This window comes from Streptomyces sp. SP17BM10 (assembly GCF_036322405.1).
GTDB lineage: Bacteria > Actinomycetota > Actinomycetes > Streptomycetales > Streptomycetaceae > Kitasatospora.
The window spans coordinates 103,043-120,630 of record NZ_JAQYXB010000675.1 but is presented as its reverse complement, the minus strand read 5'-3'; the positions used below and the strand labels follow the sequence as shown (position 1 = coordinate 120,630).

Below are 17,588 nucleotides of genomic sequence, written 5' to 3'. Positions count from 1 at the left end.
GACGACTCCCCGGCCGGTTCGAACGGATTTCGGCCGGGCGGTCCGGCGGTGAGGGCTGCCGGTGGAGAGACGGCCGGTGGAGAGACGGTCAGTGCGGGGGCGTGATGTGGGCGCCGTTGTCCAGGACGGCTTCGACCTGGGTGGTCGCGGGGGCCGGGCGTTCGACGGCGAGGGTGTGGTCGGGGGTGGGGCGGTCGGCGGTCCAGTCGGGGCCCTTGGCGGTGAGGCGGGTGACGCGGCGGCTGCCGGCGGCGAGGAGGAACCCGGTGCCCTGCGGGGAGCGCCACCACGTGGAGCCGACGGTGTCCTGGTCGAAGTGGCTGCACGCCCGGCCCCTGCCGCCGCCGGTGCGCTGGGGACCGCGGGCGGAGGGGAGCAGCACGGCGGTGGCGGCGCTGCCCTCGCCGTTCCAGCGGTCGGCGCGCAGGCACATCCAGGCCGCGGTGCCCGCGTTCTGCGGGAGGGCCTGGACGGCGAACACCCAGAGTTCGAGCTCCTTGACGCCGGGTGTGCCGTCCGGGACGGCACACCCGCCGTGCGCCCAGGCCACCAGCGCGTCCGGGCCGGTGGCCTCGCGCGGTGCGCGGGCGGGGACGGCCTGGGTGGGCGGCGGGGAGTAGGTGAGGTGGGCGGGCACGAGGCCGCCGACGTCGGCGAGGAGGAAGGCGTGCTTCTCGGCGACCACGGGGGAGGAGCGCAGCTGGAGTACGGTGGCGCCCTGGCAGTCGGCGAGGGTGCCGGTCGGGGCGGCCGCGGTGACGCCGTCCGGGTGCTCCAACGCGCGTGCGGGGGTGTCGGGTTGGTCGATCCGGCGGGTCTCGGCCGTGTCCACCCAGGGGGCCAGGAGGTACCGGGCGGAGGTGCCCTGGCGGCGCAGCACGACGGCGCCCGCCGTCGTCACGTCGGAGTCGTCGGCGCGGGCCACGTCCAGGCCGCCGCCGGAGCCGTCGGTGTAGCGGGCGAGGTGCGGGCCGTCGTACAGGACGACGACGGCGGTGCCGTCGACCGTGCCCGCGAACAGCAGGCTCGGCGTGGTGACGGGCGGGGTGGCGTCCGCGCCGGGTTCGACGCGGGTGCGGGCGTCGGGGTGGGTCCAGGCGGCGAGGGCGCGGCCGAGCAGGGCGGCGTCGTCGCGGCGGTCTCCGCGTGCGGGCCAGGCGGTGAAGTCGAGCCGGGCGGTGTGCTGCCACTGGTCGGCCGGGACGCGGACGAGCTTGGCCGGGTCGGCGACCGAGCCGGCGGGCGCGGCGATCAGCGGGCGGCTCGGCGGGGTGGCGCCTGAGCCGCCGCCGAAGACGGCCGCGGTGGTGGTGAGGCCGAGGGCGGCCACGGCGAGCGCGGCGGTGACGGTGCGGCGTCGGCGCAGCAGGTCGGTGGGCTGGACGCGGACGGCGCACGGGTCGAAGGCGGGCAGGTCCGGGTCCGCGCGCAGGCCGGCGACGGACCCGATCGCGTCAGCGGGGCGCTCGACTCCGGCCCGGCGCAGGACCTCCGCCACGCGCTCCGGCGCGAGCCCCTCGACCGCGCGCAGGGCGAATGCCACCCGCGCCGGCGCGTCGAGCCTGGCGAGCGCGCGGTCCAGTTCCGCGTCCTCCTCGTCACCGTGCGGGGTGAACAACCGCAATCCCCACGCGCGGGGTGTCAGCAGCCGGTGCGCGGGGTGCGGGCGGAGGGCGGCGAGCAGGACGCGGTGGCGGAGCTCGTCGTAGACGGGGTCGTCGTCGACGCTGTCCGTCGGGTCGGCGCGGCGGGTCCAGCGGGACGGCAGTGCGCGCTGGACGGCGGCGTGCGCGGCGAGGACCCGGCTGTGCCGGTCCCGGTCGGCGGGCAGGGCCAGGTAGGCGAGCCGGGCCAGCCGCCGGTAGTGGCGCACCAGCGCGGCCTCGGCTCGGGCCACCGGGTGCCGGGACGGCTGGGCGGCGTCTGTCGGTCCTGCCAACGGGCCCTCCCCGGAGTCGTCGTCGTGTCGTGCTGGACGGTCCAACGAGTCGATCGTGTGATGGTTGCGCCGTTCAGGGCGGCGGGTGGGTGCGCGCGGCCCGCCGCGCAGGGGCAGACCCGGCTGCGCCGCCGTCGGCACCGCGTTCGCGGCGGGGGGTCGTAGGTCCCACCCGTTCAGCCCCTTGGCCCCTGGCGATCGCCGCCGTCGGGGGTCATGCTGCGGGTACCGGCGGAAGGAACCGTCCGGTAGGAACCGTTGGACGAGGTGAACCGGCGTTGCGGCATGCCACCGTCGAATCAGTCATGACCACCCCGGTGGTCCAGGTCGCGCCCGAGACCGGCTTCCGGGAGATCGTCGCGCTGCTGACCGACTACGACATCACCGGCGTGCCGGTGATCGACGCCGAAGGCCGGCCGCTGGGCGTCGTCTCGGAGGCGGACCTGCTGCGCACCCTCGCCGCCCAGGAGGACACGGGCAGCCTGCTGCCCGGCCCGGCGGAGTCGGCGCAGGCGGGTCCGGCCGGCGCCGTGACGGCGGCGGACCTGATGACGACGCAGCCGGTCTGCACCACGCCCGGCACCAGCGTCGTCGCGGCGGCCCGGCTGATGAGCCGGCACGGGTTGAAGCGCCTGCCGGTGCTGGACGACGACGGCCGGGTGATCGGGATGGTGAGCCGCGGGGACCTCCTGCGGGTGTTCCTGCGCGAGGACCGGGTGATCCGGCGCGAGATCGTCGAGGAGGTGCTCGGGCGGATCGACGGCGTCAGCCCGGCCGAGATCGGCGTGGAGGTGGACCAGGGCCGGGTGGTGCTCAGCGGCACCGTGCCCGAGCCGCACCTCGTGCCGATCGTGCTGAACCTGTGCCGCTCGGTGGACGGTGTGGTGTCGGTGACCGACCGGCTCGACTCCGGGGGCGCGACCGCCACCGTGGGTTGAGGGTTCGCCGTCAACTCCAGCTGGGAAAGCTGGAGTTGACGGTGCCCGTGGGAAGGGCCCGGATAGCCCGGTTCACCACCGCATACTGCGGAGCGTATCGGGGAACTCACTCTGTGTGCCCGGCGGGCAGGACTGCCGGGTCGGCGGAGCACCGGGGAGGCGGCCGTGGCAGTCGTGTTCGACGCGGACTTCACTTCGACCAGGCAGTGGATCGCCGGGCGCAGCAGCGCGTATCCCCGGATGGGGCCGACGAACCGCAGCGACCACAAACTCGACTACCTCAGCCGCGCATACTGCCCGGGCGGCGTGTTCACCGCCACCCGCCGGCACGCGGGCGGGCTGTGGACGTGCAGCCTGCTGACCACCGAGGGCAGCCCCGAGGGCTTCCAGGTGCGCACCGGGGACGAGCTGTCGGCGCTCATCACGCTGCCGGTGGACGTCGGCGCGTGGCCGGCGATCTGGACCTGGCGCGACGGCGGCAACGAGGTGGACGTCTTCGAGTACCACCCGGACCACCCGGACCTCCTGGAGCTCTCCAACCACGTCCGCGGCGGGTTCCGGTACTGGCACGGCGGGGGCAGCGGAATCGGCCCGGGAGCGACCTTCGGGCTGCGCGTGGTGCTCGGCGCGCACTCGGTGGACTGGTACGTCGGGGACGAGCTCGTGTACGCGGACCTGCACGGGGTCGGGACGGGCTGGCACGCCTACCTGATCGTCAACCTGTCGGTCGCGGACGGGGTGTACCACGACCGGCCGTCGGCCGGCGGGCCGGACCGGCTGAGCTGGGTGTGCCACAGCCTGACCGTGGAGAGATGAGCCCTGCGGTGTCCGGGACGGTCAGTGTTCGGGCGGGAACATGGCGATGATCGGACCGCGCGGGCCGGAGCGCTGGAACCAGACGACCCGGCGGTGCGGGCCGATGTGCGCGGGGTGCGTCACGTAGAGGTCGTCCCGCGGGGCGCTCTCGTTGCCCGGCGCCAGGGCGGCGTCCACGGCGTCGGCGGCGATCGTGTCCAGCAGGGCGCGGGCGGTGGCCTCGGCGGCCGCCGGGGCGATGGCGAGCGCGGTGAGCTCGGCCCACAGCGCGGCGGCGACGTACGAGACCGGTGAGTGGCCGAGCGCGGCGTGCGGGCGGCCGTCCGCGTGGCGGCGGAGCACGCCCGCGGCCACGAGTCGCTCGGCGGAGCGCTCGCCGTCCGGTGCGTGGTGGTCCATGGGCCGAACGCTACCCCGGTCCGGAGCGGCGGTGGCGCCGGAGCGTTTTCTCACACTTTCCTCAGCGCACTTCCGGGGTCCGCGGGCGCACGATGGTGGTACTGGCGACAGTCCCTCGACAGGCCCGGCCGGGCCGGAGGAGGAGGTCCCGATGAGGCACTGGCACGGGTACGTGCACCACGGGCTGAGCGGCTGGGGCATCGGCCTGATGGTGCTCGTGATGCTGCTGGTCCTGGCGCTGCTGGTGCTCGCCGCCGTCGCCCTGTCCCGGTACGTCTCGCGCTCGCACCGGCCGCTGCCGCAGGGGGCGGCCACCGGCGGACCGCCGCGGACGGGGATGGCGGGGCCGACTCCGGAGCAGCTGCTCGCGGAGCGGTTCGCGCGCGGGGAGATCGACGCGGACGAGTACCGGCTGAGACTGGACACGCTGCGGTCCGCGAACGGGCCGGGGTCGGGGCCGGGGCCGGGCGCGGCGCCCGGCGGGTGAGCCGGGGAACACCGCCGGGGCCCGCCGCATCGGGGGAGTGCGGCGGGCCCCGGGGTTCGCGTCGGGCGGCTGCCCGACGTGCCCGACTTACTCGACGACGAGCTCGACCGGGATGTTGCCGCGGGTGGCGCGGGAGTACGGGCAGACCTCGTGCGCCTGCTTGACCAGCAGTTCGCCGTTCTCGCCCGCGAGCGACTCGGGCAGCTCGACGCGCAGCACGACGGAGAGGCCGAAGCCGGCGTCGTCCTTGCCGATGGAGACCTCGGCGGTCACCGAGACCTCGCTGGTGTCGACCCGGGCCTGCCGGCCGACCAGGCCCAGGGCGCTGGCGAAGCAGGCCGCGTAGCCGGCGGCGAACAGCTGCTCCGGGTTGGTGCCCTGCCCGCTGCCGCCGAGCGCGGGCGGCATCGCCAGGGTGAGGTCCAGCTGCCCGTCGGAGCTGACGGCGCGGCCCTCACGGCCGTTCGCGGTGGCGGCTGCGGTGTAGAGCGCGTCCATGGTGCGGTCCCTTCTGCTGATCCTGCTGCTGGTTCCTGCTGCGGTGTCCCGCCGATGACAAGTAGAGCACGCAATTCAATTGCGCACAACTAAATCGCGGGAACCTGATCGGTACCATAAGGGCATGACCACGCCTCCCGGACACCCCGCCGCGTCGGACGAGCGACTGCTCCGCCTCGACCAGCAGATCTGCTTCTCGCTGAACGCGGCCTCCCGCGCCTTCGGCGGCGTCTACCGGGTGCTGCTCAAGGACCTCGGGCTCACCTACCCGCAGTACCTCGTCATGCTCGTGCTGTGGGAGGACGGCGAACTGCCGGTCAAGCGGATCGGCGAGCGCCTGCGGCTGGACTCCGGCACGCTGTCGCCGCTGCTCAAGCGGCTGGAGGCGGCCGGCCTGGTGCGCCGCGAGCGCAGCCCGGAGGACGAGCGGTCGGTGACCGTCGCGCTCACCGCGGACGGCGCCGCGCTGCGCGAGCGCGCCGGGCGGGTGCCGCGCCGGCTGCTCACCGCGACCGGGATGCCCGTCGAGGACCTCGCCGCGCTGCGCGTCCTGCTGGACCAGGTGACGGCGGCGCTCGACTCGGCGGCCGTCGAGCCGGTCGAGTAGGGCGACCGGGTCGAGTCGGCGGAGTCGAATGAGTGGGATGAGTGGGCCGGTGCGCCCCGGGTCAAGTCGCCGGAACCCTTGAGTGTGATCTGCGTCACTGTCGCGTCGGCCCTGTAGGCGGATGGGCCGGAACCGGCAGGTCAGCGCGGGTGTCCGGAAGTGAACGGAAGCGGTCGACTATTTGCCTGCCGCATCCGGTCAACAACCCGCTGCTCCGGGACGGTTACACCACGAGCCCCCCGTGGGGCCGTCGGCGTGCCAACCGGTGGGCCGGCCAACCGACTCACCGAAAAGGGGAAGCGCGTGCCGACCACCCCCGGGCCGGGCGAGGAGCACGACGTGCGGACGGATCCGCTCGACGGCCTGCCGGCCGACTTCGAGGCCTTCTTCACCCGCGAGAACCCCGGCTACCTCCGGTACGCGCAGCAGCGGCTGCGCCACCGCGAGGACGCGCAGGACGCCGTCCAGAACGCCGGCGCCGCGCTGTACCAGAACTGGCGCAGGGCCCTGGCCAGCGCCGATCCGCAGGCCTTCGCGTTCAAGATCCTCAAGGACGCGATCGTGGACGTCCTGCGCGAGCGCCACCGCGCCGAGCGCAAGCGGCTGCGGGTGATCGCCCAGCGGCGCCCCGACACCAGCCAGGACGACCTGGAGGAACTCGCCGAACTCGACGCCCTGGACTGGGCGATGGAGGAACTCGCGCGCAGCGCCCCGGTCCAGGCCGACGTCGTCCGCCTGCGTCAGGCGGGCCTCTCGTACCCGGACATCGGCCGCGCGCTCGGCATCGCGCACACCACCGCCCGCACCTACTACAGCCTCGGGCGGCGGCACCTGGAGTACCTGCTGGAGCACGCGAGCGGCGGAGAATCGGGCGAGGGGCGGGCGGCCGAATGAACCTCGGTGACCTGCTGCGGGCGGACTCCGCCGGGCTGGATGAGGAGTTCCGCGACCACGACCCGGCGGACTTCACGCGGCGCCTCGCCCACCGGCTCGCGGCGGACGGGCCGGCGGGCGGGCGCCCGGCGGCCGAGCGGTCGGCGGGCGCGGGCCGGGACCGCACCGTCCGCCCGGCCGGCGGGCGCCGCACCGGGGCGGCCCGCCGGGACGGCGCGGGGCGGGCCGAACTCCGGCGCGACCTGCGGCACTTGTGCTGGGGTGTGGCGGGCACGGTCGAACCGTGCGAACTCGCGCTGGACCTGGAGCTCGCCGAGAAGGCGGCGCTCCGGACCCTCGGCTGCCTGCTCTACGGCATGGACCGCACCGCCGACGCCGTCTTCTGGTGGCGGATCGCCGCGCAGTACGGCGACCAACTCGCCGTCCACTGCCTGGCGGTGCACTACGCGGCCGAGGGCGAGGACGGCGACGCGGCGCGCTGGGCCGTCCAGGCGCAGGACCTCAGCGCCCCGGGCCGGCTGCCCGCCCTCGCCCCCGACGTGCGCCCGGACGGCGCGGCGGAGCTGGTGCGGCTGCTGGCGGAACGTTTCGACGGCGAGATCGTCCTGACGCTCCGGGAGATACCGGCCGCGGCGAGCCCCGGGGCGGACGGCGGCCGGCTGGGCGTGCGGGCGGTGAGGGGGAGGGGGCCGGCACGGATCCGCTGACGGCAACGGCCCCCGTCCCCACGTGGTGGGGGGACGGGGGCCGCTCGCCGCGGGCAGCCGGTGGCTAGCCCTTCTTGGAGATGAAGTCGTACAGGCCTGCCGCCACGTCGTCCAGGTACGGACCGGCCTGGAACTTCTCCGCGTCGTTGCCGACCGACACGTTGCTCACCAGGGCGGGCTTGCCGTCCTTGGCCGACAGCCAGCCGCCGCCGCTCGAACCGCCGGTCATCGAGCACCCGATCGCCAGCATCGGCGGGCGCGAGGGGTCGTAGGACATCTTGGACGGCTTGCCGCCCTGGCAGTGGTTCAGCTCCATCCCGTCGAACGGGGGAGCGGCCGGGTAGCCGTAGTTGGTGATGCTCAGCTGGTCACGCGGGGCGTTGAACCAGACCGGCAGCGCGCCGCCGACCGTCTCCTCCAGCGACTTGCCGGTGTCGCTCTCCGGCTTGACCCGCAGGATCGCGAAGTCGTACTGGGCGGCCGGGCCGACCTCGCCGCCCTCGGCCTCCCAGACCGGGGAGGTCACGTGGTTGACGGCGCTCCACTCGCCGTACGGCGCGTACTGCGAGACGTCGGTCGGGCGCTTGCCGCCGCTGACGGCGCCGCCCGCGTTGAAGTCCGGGATGAAGACGATGTTGGTGTTGAACGTGGAGCCCTTGCCCTGGTGGGCGCAGTGCCCGGCGGTCCACACCAGGTTGCTCTTGCCCGGGTGCGCCGGGTCGGCGACCACGGTGCCCGAACACACGTAGTGCTGGCCGAGCTTGCCCGGGTCGAGGGTCTCCGCGCCGGGCTTGTCGAAGAAGATCTTCCCGAAGACGGCCAGGTTCTTGGCGTACGGGTGGGCGTCCGCCTGGGCCTCGACGGTCTGCGGCGGCGCGTCGTTGCCGCCGTCGGCGGGCGGCGGGGTGCTCGCGCCGGTGGGCTGCGCGGTCGGCTGCGGGGCCTGGGTGGGCTTGCCCGTGGGCGTGGTCGCCGGCGGCTTCAGCTGGTCGACCGGCTTGGCGGCGAGGAGCTTCTCGATGGACCAGTAGCCCTTGGCGACGGCCGGGGCCGCGTAGTCCTTGGCCCACTTCTCCCAGTCGGCGGTCTTCCACTTCTTGAGGTCGTCGAGGTTGGCCGGCAGCCCGAGCCCGGGCGCCTTGCCGGTCGCGGCGGCCGTGGCGGCGGCGCTCGTGGTGGCCGCGGTCGCGGCCGTGGTGGCCGCCGCGTCGCTGGAGCTGTTGTCCGGCCCGCAGGCGGAGGTGGCGAGGAGGGTCAGCGTCAGCGCGGACGCCCCGAGGGCGGCGCGCGCGGTGCGCTGGGTACGGCGTATCGATGACATGGACGTTCGTGTCCCCCGTGGATGTCGGCCCGGCGTCGTAGCGGCAGCGCCGGGTATTGCGCAGAGGAGTATGTCATCAACCGTCAGACCCTCGCACATTCGGTCGAAGTGGTGGATACGGGCCACCGCGTGGGGCTTGCGGGAGCGACGTCGTTCGGGAACGGCGGGTTTCGGACCGGCGTGGGGTCGGGGGCTCGGGGGTCCGGGGGCCCGGTGAGCTTGCGGGCTCAGGCGCTCAGGCGAGGACGGTGAGCGCGTCGCCGAGGTAGGTGGTGCCGAGGACGGCCACGACCGTCGTGGTGATCGCGGCGTGGTGGGCGGCCGCCCAGGCCTTCCACTCGCCGAGGGTGCGCGCGGCGCTGTCGCGGGCCATGACGTGCACCGCGAGCGGCAGCAGCGTGCACAGGGAGGCGATGAGCACCATCAGGGCGGCGGCGACGGCCCTACCCGCGCCGCTCGTCGGGCTCGCGGCGATGGAGGCGGCGCCGCCGACGGCCAGGACGACGTTCTTCGGGCTCGCGGCGGCGAGGGCCGCCCCGAGACGGGCCGATCGGCCCGCGGTGAAGCGGTGCACCGAGCGCATCCAGCCCGGCGGCGCGGTGACGTGGCCCTCGCGCGGCCGGTCCCGCCACTGCCGGAGTGCCAGCAGCAGGAGCACCGCGCCCAGCGCGAGCTTGAGCCAGGCCGACCAGGTGGGCTCGTCGCGGTCGGGGTCCAGCCCGCTGCCGAGCGTCACGACGACCGCCACGATCGCGCCGAGGGCGGCGGCCCGGCCCGCCGTCAGGGCGAGCGCGTTGGGGCGGCCCCGCGGGGTGGCCAGCATGAGGATCGCCGCGATCAGCGGCCGCGGGCCGATCGCGATGCCCGCGGCCGACGCCAGCATCGCACCGATTGCCTCACCCATCCCCGCTCCCGCTCCCGCACTGGAGGACGGGGTCCTCCTCCGTCCATGGTCCGCCTCCGGCCGCCGTCGGCACAACGCCGCTCCGGGCGCGGCCGGGCGCCTCCAGGTGGGCCGGGCGCCCCCGGGTGGGCCGGGTGGGGCCGGGTACGGCCGAGGGCCGTGGCACACGCGGTGCCGCGGCCCTCGGGCGGGGAGTGCGGGGAGGTCAGTCGTTGCCGGACTCGATGGCCGCCTGGTCGAGCGCGGTGGCCTCGGCCGCCACCGCCCCGGCGTCCTGGCTGGCCGCCGCGATCGGCGCCGCGCCGCCCGGGGCGAGCTCGCCGATCAGGCCGCTCCAGGGGGCGAGCTGACCGTGCGTGGCGTACTGCTCCAGCTTGCTGCGCGAGTCGGCGATGTCGAGGTTGCGCATGGTCAGCTGGCCGATGCGGTCGTCCGGGACGAACGCGGCGTCCACGCTGCGCTCCATCGACAGCTTCTCGGGGTGGTAGCTGAAGTTGGGGCCCTGGGTGTCGAGCACCGAGTAGTCCTGGCCGCGGCGCAGGCGCAGGGTCACGCTGCCGGTGACGGCCTGGCCGACCCACTTCTGGAGGCTGTCGCGCAGCATGAGCGCCTGCGGGTCGAACCAGCGGCCCTCGTACAGCAGGCGGCCGAGGCGGCGGCCCTGGGTGTGGTACGTGGCGAGGGTGTCCTCGTTGTGGATCGCGTTGAGCAGCCGCTCGTAGGCGGTGTGCAGCAGCGCCATGCCGGGCGCCTCGTAGATGCCGCGGCTCTTGGCCTCGATGATGCGGTTCTCGATCTGGTCGGACATGCCGAGGCCGTGCCGGCCGCCGATGCGGTTGGCCTCGTGCACCAGCTCGACGTCGTCGGCGAAGACCCGCCCGTTGATCCGCACCGGGCGGCCGAACTCGAACTCGACGGTGACGTCCTCGGCCGGGATGTCGACGGACTGGTCCCAGAACGGCACGCCCATGATCGGGGCGACGATCTCGATCGAGGCGTCCAGGTACTCCAGGCGCTTGGCCTCGTGGGTGGCGCCCCAGATGTTGGCGTCGGTGGAGTAGGCCTTCTCGGCGGAGTCGCGGTAGGGCAGGTCGCGCTCGGCGAGCCACTCGGACATCTCCTTGCGGCCGCCGAGCTCGGAGACGAACCGCTGGTCCAGCCACGGCTTGTAGATCCGCAGGCTGGGGTTGGCGAGCAGGCCGTAGCGGTAGAACCGCTCGATGTCGTTGCCCTTGTAGGTGGAGCCGTCGCCCCAGATCGAGACCTCGTCCTCCTGCATGGCGCGGACCAGCAGGGTGCCCGTCACGGCGCGGCCGAGCGGGGTGGTGTTGAAGTACGTCTGACCGGCGGAGCGGATGTGGAAGGCGCCGCACGCGAGCGCGGCCAGGCCCTCCTCGACCAGCGCGGCCCGGCAGTCCACCAGGCGGGCCTGCTCGGCGCCGTAGGCGCGGCCGCGGGCGGGCACGTCGGCGAGGTTCGGCTCGTCGTACTGGCCGATGTCCGCCGTGTACGCGTAGGGGACGGCGCCGTGCTCGCGCATCCACGCGACCGCGACGGAGGTGTCCAACCCACCGGAGAATGCGATGCCGATCCGTTCACCGACCGGCAGCTTGCTCAAGACCTTCGACATGCGTGCACCCCTGGACCCGCGGCGCGCGGGTCTTCGAACTAGCGACGTGTGGGACGTTTCGGCACTGGTGTCCGACACCGTCACCCTGGCATAGGTTTGCAGAGTACCGCAAGACAATACGGAAGTGGCGGCCGGGTCCGCCCGACGGAACGGCGCCGTCGGGCGGGACCGCGCCGGCTGTCGGGACCGCGGTGGCCGTCCGGACCGCGGTGGTCCCCCGCGCGCGTCAGGCCTTGCGGCCGACGCCCGCGTACATCCAGCGGGTGCTGCCGGCAGTGGAGCCGTCCGGGCGCCAGAGCGGGACGAAGTCGACGCCGGGCTCCAGCAGCTCCCAGCCGTCGAAGAAGGCCTCGACCTCGGCCCGGCCGCGTCCGTTGATCTGGGACGTCGCGTTCTGCCAGGTCTTGCCGACCTCCTCGGCCCGCTGCGGGTTGCCCTCGGCGGTGCTGTGCGAGACCAGCAGGTGGCTGCCCGGCGCCACTCTCTCGCGCACGGCCCGGACGGCGGACGCGGCCTGGGCGTCGTCGACGAAGTGCAGGACGGCGAGCAGGAGGACGGCGACGGGCTGCGACAGGTCGATCAGGGAGCGCAGTTCGGTGCGGTCCAGCAGCTCCTCGACGTCGCGCAGGTCGCCGGTCAGGACGGTGGTGCTGCGGTTGTCCGCGAGCAGGGCCCGGCCGTGGGCGAGGACGATGGGGTCGTTGTCGATGTAGACGACGCGCGCGTCCGGGGCGAGCTCCTGGGCGACCTCGTGGACGTTGCCGCGGGCGGGCAGTCCCGAGCCGATGTCGATGAACTGCCGGACGCCGGCCTCGACGCAGAGCCGCACGGCGCGGCGCAGGAAGGCGCGGTTCTCGCGGGCCGCCTGCGGGATGTCGGGCGCGGCGGCGATGGCGTGCTCGGCCGCGGCCCGGTCGGAGGGGAAGTTGTCCTTGCCGCCGAGCCAGTAGTCGTAGATCCGCGCCGGGTGCGGGCGGTCCGCCTGGAGATCGGTCGGGACGTCCGTCCCACTGGTGCCGTCGGTGTTGAACATCCGGTCCCCTCCACTGTGCTGAGCGGCTGTCATCCGGCGGGGCGGCGCAGCCAATCGAACGTCCGCGCATGATAGCGGCCGAGCTGCCGAGGGGGGCGGACTGCGGGTGCCCGTCGCCTACCTGGCGGCGGTGTGGTGGACGCGCCCGGGGGCGGGGTCGGCGGGCGCCCGGAGGGCGCGCTTGCGCAGCCAGGGCCGGCGAGAGGCCAGGACGCCGAGGGCGAGGGCGATGAGGTGGCCCGCGTCGGCGAGTTCCTGGTCCACGGCCCAGGCCACGGCCAGGACCGCGGCGAGCGCCGGAAGGCCGTACCGGCGCAGCGGTTTGGGGCCGAGGGCGAGCAGGCAGGAGCCGGTGGCCACGAGGCCGTAGCTGATCCCGACGTCGCGGGCGCGGGAGAGGGCGCCCGGGATGCCGGTGGTGATCATGAACCACATCGCGCCCTCGGTGAGCAGCGTGGCGCCCAGGTGCCCGAAGGCGAAGACCGCGCCGGCCCGCAGCGCGCCCCACCGCCACTCGGCGAGGCCGAGCACGGCGGCCACGGCGGCGATCCCGGCCCAGGCCGGGACGCCGTCGACCACGAGGCCGCTGGTGAAGAGGGTCCACCACTTGCCGACTTCCATGTGGTGGACGTTGCTGCTGTTGTGCCGGACGAAGCGGGCCCGGCCGGCGTGGCTCTGGCTCGCGAGCCAGGCGGCGGTCGCGGTCAGCAGCAGGACGTAGACGGTGGTCAGGCGCAGCCGCGCCAGCACGCGCAGCACCTTGTCGCCGCGGTCTTCCATCGTGCCTTCCGCCTTCGCCGTCCGCCCGAAGCCCGGTGTCGGGCCCCTGCCGGTTTCCGGCAGTACGTCGGCAGCCTATCGGCGTGCGGAGGGTGCACCGTGCCGTGCAGGTGGGTTCGGGCGGGGGCTCCGGCGAGGGGTGGTGCTGGGCTCAGGTCGCGAGGCCGGGCAGCACCTCGGCGTGCGGGAGGAGGGCCAGGGCGGGGCCCGGCAGGATCAGCTTGCCCCGGCGTCGGCCGCTGCCGATGAGCACGTGCGGGGTCGCGGCCACTGCTTCGTCGATCAGCAGGGGCCAGTGCGTGGGCAGCCCGACGGGCGTGATGCCGCCGTACTCCATGCCCGTCTCGGCGACGGCGGCGTCCATCGGCGCGAACGAGGCCTTGCGCGCCCCCAAGTGCCTGCGCACCACCTGGTTGACGTCCAGCCGTGTGGTCGCGAGCACGACGGCGGCGGCGAGCGTGACCTCTCCGCCGCGCTTGGCGGCGACCACCACGCAGTTCGCCGAGCAGTCGAGCGGCGTGCCGTAGGTCTCGCAGAAGACGGCGGTGTCCGCCTTGTCGGGGTCGGTGTCGACGTACAGCACCGAGTGCGCCACTCCGGGGACGTCCCAGTTCTTCAGCGCGTCCGCGACGGGCGCGGCGAGTTCGTCGTGGACGTCCAGCGCGGCGCGGACGACGGGGAAGCTGCCGAAGGGCGGGACGATCTGCTCGCTCATGGTCCGACCCTACCGAACCGCCGCCGTGCCCCGGAGCGAAATCCGTTCCGGGGCACGGCAGTCGGGCGGGTGCGTCGGTTCCAGGGGTTGGCGGGCTGGTCGTCGATCGCGGTCCGGAGGCGGCTGTCGGCGGGCAGGGTGCCGTCGGCTCACCGGCTCCAGCCGTTGCCGTCGGTCGGCCACCGGGCTGCTCGGTGGAGCGTTCCGGTGGCCGGGGGTGGGAGTGGTTGCGGGTTTTCCGGGGCGTTATCAGGTGTCGGTGCGCTGGGCGACGCAGAGGATGTTGCCTTCGCTGTCCTTGAACCAGGCGGCGCGGATGTCGTCGCGCTCGGCGACGCCGTCGACGGTCTTCAGACCGGGGAAGTCGTAATCCTCGAACGTGACGCCGTGCTCGCGCAGGGCGCTCATCTCACCGTCGAGGTCACGGACCTTGAAGCTGGCGAGCGTGTGGGCGGCCTGGCCGCCGCTGGGGGTGTGGTAGATCGTGAACTCGGTGCCGCCGCAATCGCAGGTGAGCTCTTCCTCGTCCTCCCTGGTGACCTTGAGACCGAGGACGTCCGTATAGAAGGCCTTGGCGCGGCCGAGGTCGGTGGCGGGGATGACTGCCTGTAGCGGTCCGTCTCCAAGCATGGTGGTTCGCCTCCTCCTGTTATCAGGCTAGGGAGGTCGGAGCGCGGCCGCGCGGCGGGCGGTGTGGTGCTGCGGGGCGTGTGTGGCTCGTTGCCGGGGGTCACGTGTGTGGGCTCACTCAGCGGGTGCGGGTGCGAACGCGCTGTGGCCGGGTTCTACGCTGCCGGCGGCCACTGCGCCGGCACCCGCTCCAGGACGCCCGCACCGAACAGCTCGTACAGCGGCAGCGTCTTCAGGTGGACGTAGCCGATGTGGCAGTCGCACACCGGCAACGGGCAGGCGCGCGGCTGGAGCCGGGTGCGGTAGCTGCCGTCGTAGAGGTTCCCGAGGACGTCCCGGACGAAGTGGCAGCGGCGCACCGTGCCGTCGCCGTCCACCGAGAGCACGGACTCGCCCGTGCGGCACGGGAGCCCGGCGCTCGGGTGCGCGTGCCGGCTGTAGCCGAAGTGCGGGTCGAGGGCGGCCCACTGCGCGGCCTCGGCGTCGGTGTACGTGCGGCCCTCGGCCGCGTTGATCCAGAGGTAGACGTGCGGGGCGAGCGCGGCGCGCAGGCGTTGCGCCTCCGCCAGGTGCTCGGGCCGGCCGACCACGCCGACGCTGTAGCGGGCGCCCAGGGCGTCCAGTTCGCGGCACTTGGCGAGGAAGCGGTCGTGGGTGACCTGGCCGGGGTGGTAGGTGACCCACAGGGCGAGGGCGTCGAGGTCGGCCTCCGCCAGCCAGTCGGTGCGGCAGCTGAGGTTGGTCTGGATCGCGACGCGGCGGACGTGCGGGAGCCGGCTCAGCTCGGCGAGCGCGCGGCGGTACCAGGACCGCACGAGGCCCTCGCCCCAGGGGGTGAACAGCAGCGACAGCGTGTCGCCGGTGCCCGCTCGCCCGGCGGCCCAGGCCGTGAAGCGCTCCAACGCCGCGCGGTCGGCGCGCAGTTGGTCGGGCGTGTCGCGCCGCTTGGCGAACGGGCAGTACGGACAGTCGTAGTCGCAGGAGGCGAGCGGCCCGCGGTAGAGGAGGGTGAGGTCCCGCCCGGCGACTTCCGCCGATCTGTCGGCGGCGGGCACGGTGGGCGGTGGGGACGGCATGCCGAGGAACGTCATTTCGCCTCGTAGCCCGCCATCAACGCCCGGACCTCGGGCGAGAACAGCATCGGCCCGGCGGAGTCCGAGTGTGCCAGCCCTTCCGGCGTGAGCACCAGGCGCTCACCGTCCTCGGCCAGCCAACCGCGCTCGGCGAACACGGCCAGCTCGGCGGGGAAGTCCTCGGCCGGCGTGCTGGCGAACCGGGCTCGGTAGCCGGACAGCGACATGCCCTGCGCCTGGAGCAGCGACTGGACGAGGTGGCGGCGGCGCGGCTCGTCACCGGACATGGCGTGTCCGACCTCGGCCCGGTGGAAGTCCTCGGTGGCGACGTAGTCGTCGATGATCCCGCGGACCTCGGTGGCGTTGACCGCGTAGTCGAAGGAGTAGTGCAGCCGGGCCGTGTACGAGCGAGCCCCGCAGCCGAGGCCGACCATGCCGTCCGTCTGGCACGCGTACTCGCTCACGCCCGCCTGCGGGGAGGCGGCGCGGCGGAACATCCGCATCGACACCTGCTCGTAGCCGTGCGCGAGGAGGTGGTCCCGCCCGCTGCGGTAGAGCGCCAGTCGGCGGGCGTCCCACGCGGCGGGGCTCTCCTGCTCACCGCGCCGGGCCAGGCCGGTCAGCGGGCGGACGTACAGCGGGTAGAGGTACAGCTCCTCGGGCTGCCAGGCGAGCGCGGCGTCCAGCGAGTGCAGCCAACTGGCCTCGGTCTGGCCGTCGATGCCGTAGATGAGGTCGATGTTGAGCACCGGGAACCCGGCCGCGCGGATCCGGCCGAGGGCCGCCTCGACCTCGGCGCGCTTCTGCGGACGGACCGCCGAGCGGGCCTCGCCGTCGACGAAGGACTGCACGCCGAGGCTCAGCCGGGTGGTGCCCCGGGCGGCCAGGACCTCCAGCCGGTCGGCGGTCGAGGTGGCGGGCGAGGCCTCCACCGACAGGGGTATCGCCCGCAGGTCGGCGCCCATGCTCCGCTCGGCGATGTCGCACAGGCGCTCCAGCTCGCCCGCGGTCAGGTACGTGGGCGTGCCGCCGCCCAACGCGGCCACCGCGAACCGGGCGTCGGCGGCCAGCGCCGCGCGGACGGCGCCGGCCTGGCGCTCCAGCGCGTCCAGGTACGCGGTGGTCAGGCCCTCCGGGCTGCCGATCCGGGTGAACAGGTTGCAGAAGCCGCAGCGCACCTCGCAGAACGGGATGTGCAGGTAGAGCGAGAGCGCGTGCTGCGCCTCGCCGGCCCACAGCTCGGTCAGGGCCGGGCGCTCGGGCAGCGGGCGGTACGCCGTCTTGTGCGGGTAGGCGTAGACGTACGACTGGTAGGGCGATTCGGTGCGCGGGGGTGCCGTCGTCATGCCGCGGGCTCCTCGGCGGTGGTCGTGCGGGGGACCGCGGTGTGGTGGTCCGTGGGGTCGTGGGGGATGGTGAAGTGGGCGTACGGGACCGTCCAGACCACCTCGTGGCCGATGCGGTGCCCGGTGTAGCCGTCCTCGCCGTAGGCGGTGCCGTGGTCCGAGCAGACGATCGCGAAGCACGGGCGGCGGGCGCTCATCGCCGCGAACAGCCGGCCGATGTGGGCGTCCACGTACTCCAGCGCGGCGGCGTGGCTGGCGCGGGAGTCGCCGTGCTCGCGGCTGGCTCCGGGCAGATGGAACCAGTTCGGCTGGTGCAGCGCCGAGACGTTCAGGAACAGGAACAGCGGCTGCCCGTCGGGCTGTCCGGCGACGACCTGCTCGGCCCGGGCGACCTGCGCCTCGAACGACGTCGGCGAGGGCACGCCCATCTCCGGCGCCCAGTGGCTCTCCTGGAACAGACCGGGGAGCACCGAGCCGAGCGGGCCCTGCTTGTTGAAGAAGCCCACGCCGCCGATGCACACCGTCCGGTACCCGGCGGCGCCGAGCGCGGTCGGCAGGTCGGGGGCGTCGAAGACCCAGGTGCGCGGGGCGGTGCTCTCCGAGCCGGCGAAGCGGGCCGCGAACAGGCGCGGGTGCGGGCCGCCGGGCGCGGCCGGGGTCGGCAGGAAGCCGGCCAGGATCGCCTGGTGGGAGGCGTAGGTGAAGCTGCCGGGCGCGTGGCGGCGCTCCCAGCGGCCGCCGGGCAGGTGCGCGGCGAGGTGCGGGATGCGGCCGGCGGCGGCGAGTTCCTCGGCGACGTCGAAGCGGAGGGTGTCGAGCGTGACGAGCAGGAGGTCGTGGGTGCCCACGACGGTGTTCATGTCGGGGTTCG

Annotated in this window: 19 protein-coding genes; 6 read left to right on the top strand and 13 right to left on the bottom strand. The window is 74.3% G+C overall.

Annotated features, from left to right (window positions below; all coding sequences use genetic code 11):
* Nucleotides 1-88: 88 nt before the first annotated feature.
* Nucleotides 89-1,939, bottom strand: a complete 1,851-nt coding sequence (locus PUR71_RS36300; RefSeq protein WP_329931508.1) for a hypothetical protein — start codon at nucleotides 1,937-1,939, stop codon at nucleotides 89-91.
* A 305-nt stretch (nucleotides 1,940-2,244) separates the two neighbouring features.
* On the opposite strand from PUR71_RS36300, the gene PUR71_RS36295 reads away from it, so the two are divergent.
* Nucleotides 2,245-2,877, top strand: a complete 633-nt coding sequence (locus PUR71_RS36295; RefSeq protein ID WP_329931507.1) for a CBS domain-containing protein — start codon at nucleotides 2,245-2,247, stop codon at nucleotides 2,875-2,877.
* Between the two features lie 165 nt (nucleotides 2,878-3,042).
* A complete protein-coding gene (locus PUR71_RS36290) occupies nucleotides 3,043-3,693 on the top strand; it encodes a beta-glucanase (protein WP_329931506.1) in 651 nt (216 codons plus the stop codon).
* Between the two features lie 21 nt (nucleotides 3,694-3,714).
* Here PUR71_RS36290 and PUR71_RS36285 read toward each other — a convergent pair whose 3' ends face one another.
* Complete coding sequence (locus PUR71_RS36285) at nucleotides 3,715-4,092, bottom strand: hypothetical protein (protein WP_329931505.1); 378 nt, start codon at nucleotides 4,090-4,092, stop codon at nucleotides 3,715-3,717.
* 151 nt (nucleotides 4,093-4,243) lie between these two features.
* Between PUR71_RS36285 and PUR71_RS36280 the strand changes: the two genes are divergently transcribed.
* Nucleotides 4,244-4,579: an SHOCT domain-containing protein gene (locus tag PUR71_RS36280; protein WP_329931504.1), complete on the top strand. Its 336-nt coding sequence runs from the start codon at nucleotides 4,244-4,246 to the stop codon at nucleotides 4,577-4,579.
* 87 nt (nucleotides 4,580-4,666) lie between these two features.
* On the opposite strand, the gene PUR71_RS36275 is transcribed toward PUR71_RS36280, so the two are convergent.
* Nucleotides 4,667-5,077: an organic hydroperoxide resistance protein gene (locus tag PUR71_RS36275; protein WP_329931503.1), complete on the bottom strand. Its 411-nt coding sequence runs from the start codon at nucleotides 5,075-5,077 to the stop codon at nucleotides 4,667-4,669.
* A gap of 124 nt (nucleotides 5,078-5,201) precedes the next feature.
* Here PUR71_RS36275 and PUR71_RS36270 point away from each other — a divergent pair, with 124 nt between their 5' ends.
* From PUR71_RS36270 to PUR71_RS36260, 3 genes are all read left to right on the top strand, one after another.
* Nucleotides 5,202-5,684 carry a MarR family winged helix-turn-helix transcriptional regulator gene (locus PUR71_RS36270; RefSeq protein ID WP_329931502.1) on the top strand — a complete coding sequence of 161 codons (483 nt, stop codon included), beginning with the start codon at nucleotides 5,202-5,204 and terminating at the stop codon, nucleotides 5,682-5,684.
* 303 nt (nucleotides 5,685-5,987) lie between these two features.
* The gene (locus tag PUR71_RS36265; RefSeq protein ID WP_329931501.1) at nucleotides 5,988-6,578 is read left to right on the top strand and encodes an RNA polymerase sigma factor; all 591 of its coding nucleotides are present in this window, start codon (nucleotides 5,988-5,990) and stop codon (nucleotides 6,576-6,578) included.
* Nucleotides 6,575-7,285, top strand: coding sequence for a hypothetical protein (locus PUR71_RS36260; protein WP_329931500.1), 711 nt, complete (start codon nucleotides 6,575-6,577; stop codon nucleotides 7,283-7,285). The genes PUR71_RS36265 and PUR71_RS36260 overlap by 4 nt, the downstream gene beginning before the upstream one ends.
* Nucleotides 7,286-7,349: 64 nt before the next feature.
* Here PUR71_RS36260 and PUR71_RS36255 read toward each other — a convergent pair whose 3' ends face one another.
* From PUR71_RS36255 to PUR71_RS36210, 10 genes are all read right to left on the bottom strand, one after another.
* Nucleotides 7,350-8,606 (bottom strand): hypothetical protein, encoded by a 1,257-nt coding sequence (locus tag PUR71_RS36255; protein ID WP_329931499.1) that lies wholly within the window; start codon nucleotides 8,604-8,606, stop codon nucleotides 7,350-7,352.
* 235 nt (nucleotides 8,607-8,841) lie between these two features.
* Nucleotides 8,842-9,510 (bottom strand): GAP family protein, encoded by a 669-nt coding sequence (locus tag PUR71_RS36250; RefSeq protein ID WP_329931498.1) that lies wholly within the window; start codon nucleotides 9,508-9,510, stop codon nucleotides 8,842-8,844.
* A gap of 205 nt (nucleotides 9,511-9,715) precedes the next feature.
* Nucleotides 9,716-11,140, bottom strand: a complete 1,425-nt coding sequence (gene argG / locus PUR71_RS36245) for an argininosuccinate synthase (protein WP_329931497.1) — start codon at nucleotides 11,138-11,140, stop codon at nucleotides 9,716-9,718.
* A 226-nt stretch (nucleotides 11,141-11,366) separates the two neighbouring features.
* Nucleotides 11,367-12,173 carry an SAM-dependent methyltransferase gene (locus PUR71_RS36240; protein WP_329931496.1) on the bottom strand — a complete coding sequence of 269 codons (807 nt, stop codon included), beginning with the start codon at nucleotides 12,171-12,173 and terminating at the stop codon, nucleotides 11,367-11,369.
* A 117-nt stretch (nucleotides 12,174-12,290) separates the two neighbouring features.
* On the bottom strand, nucleotides 12,291-12,953 hold the full coding sequence (locus PUR71_RS36235) for a rhomboid-like protein (RefSeq protein WP_329931495.1): 663 nt from the start codon (nucleotides 12,951-12,953) through the stop codon (nucleotides 12,291-12,293).
* A gap of 151 nt (nucleotides 12,954-13,104) precedes the next feature.
* A complete protein-coding gene (locus PUR71_RS36230; protein ID WP_329931494.1) occupies nucleotides 13,105-13,668 on the bottom strand; it encodes a YbaK/EbsC family protein in 564 nt (187 codons plus the stop codon).
* 249 nt (nucleotides 13,669-13,917) lie between these two features.
* Nucleotides 13,918-14,298: a VOC family protein gene (locus PUR71_RS36225; RefSeq protein WP_329931493.1), complete on the bottom strand. Its 381-nt coding sequence runs from the start codon at nucleotides 14,296-14,298 to the stop codon at nucleotides 13,918-13,920.
* 155 nt (nucleotides 14,299-14,453) lie between these two features.
* Nucleotides 14,454-15,374 carry an STM4011 family radical SAM protein gene (locus PUR71_RS36220; protein ID WP_329931492.1) on the bottom strand — a complete coding sequence of 307 codons (921 nt, stop codon included), beginning with the start codon at nucleotides 15,372-15,374 and terminating at the stop codon, nucleotides 14,454-14,456.
* 11 nt (nucleotides 15,375-15,385) lie between these two features.
* Nucleotides 15,386-16,717 (bottom strand): STM4012 family radical SAM protein, encoded by a 1,332-nt coding sequence (locus tag PUR71_RS36215; protein ID WP_329931491.1) that lies wholly within the window; start codon nucleotides 16,715-16,717, stop codon nucleotides 15,386-15,388.
* A complete protein-coding gene (locus PUR71_RS36210; protein ID WP_329931816.1) occupies nucleotides 16,714-17,577 on the bottom strand; it encodes an STM4013/SEN3800 family hydrolase in 864 nt (287 codons plus the stop codon). The genes PUR71_RS36215 and PUR71_RS36210 overlap by 4 nt, the downstream gene beginning before the upstream one ends.
* Between the last annotated feature and the right edge of the window lie 11 nt (nucleotides 17,578-17,588).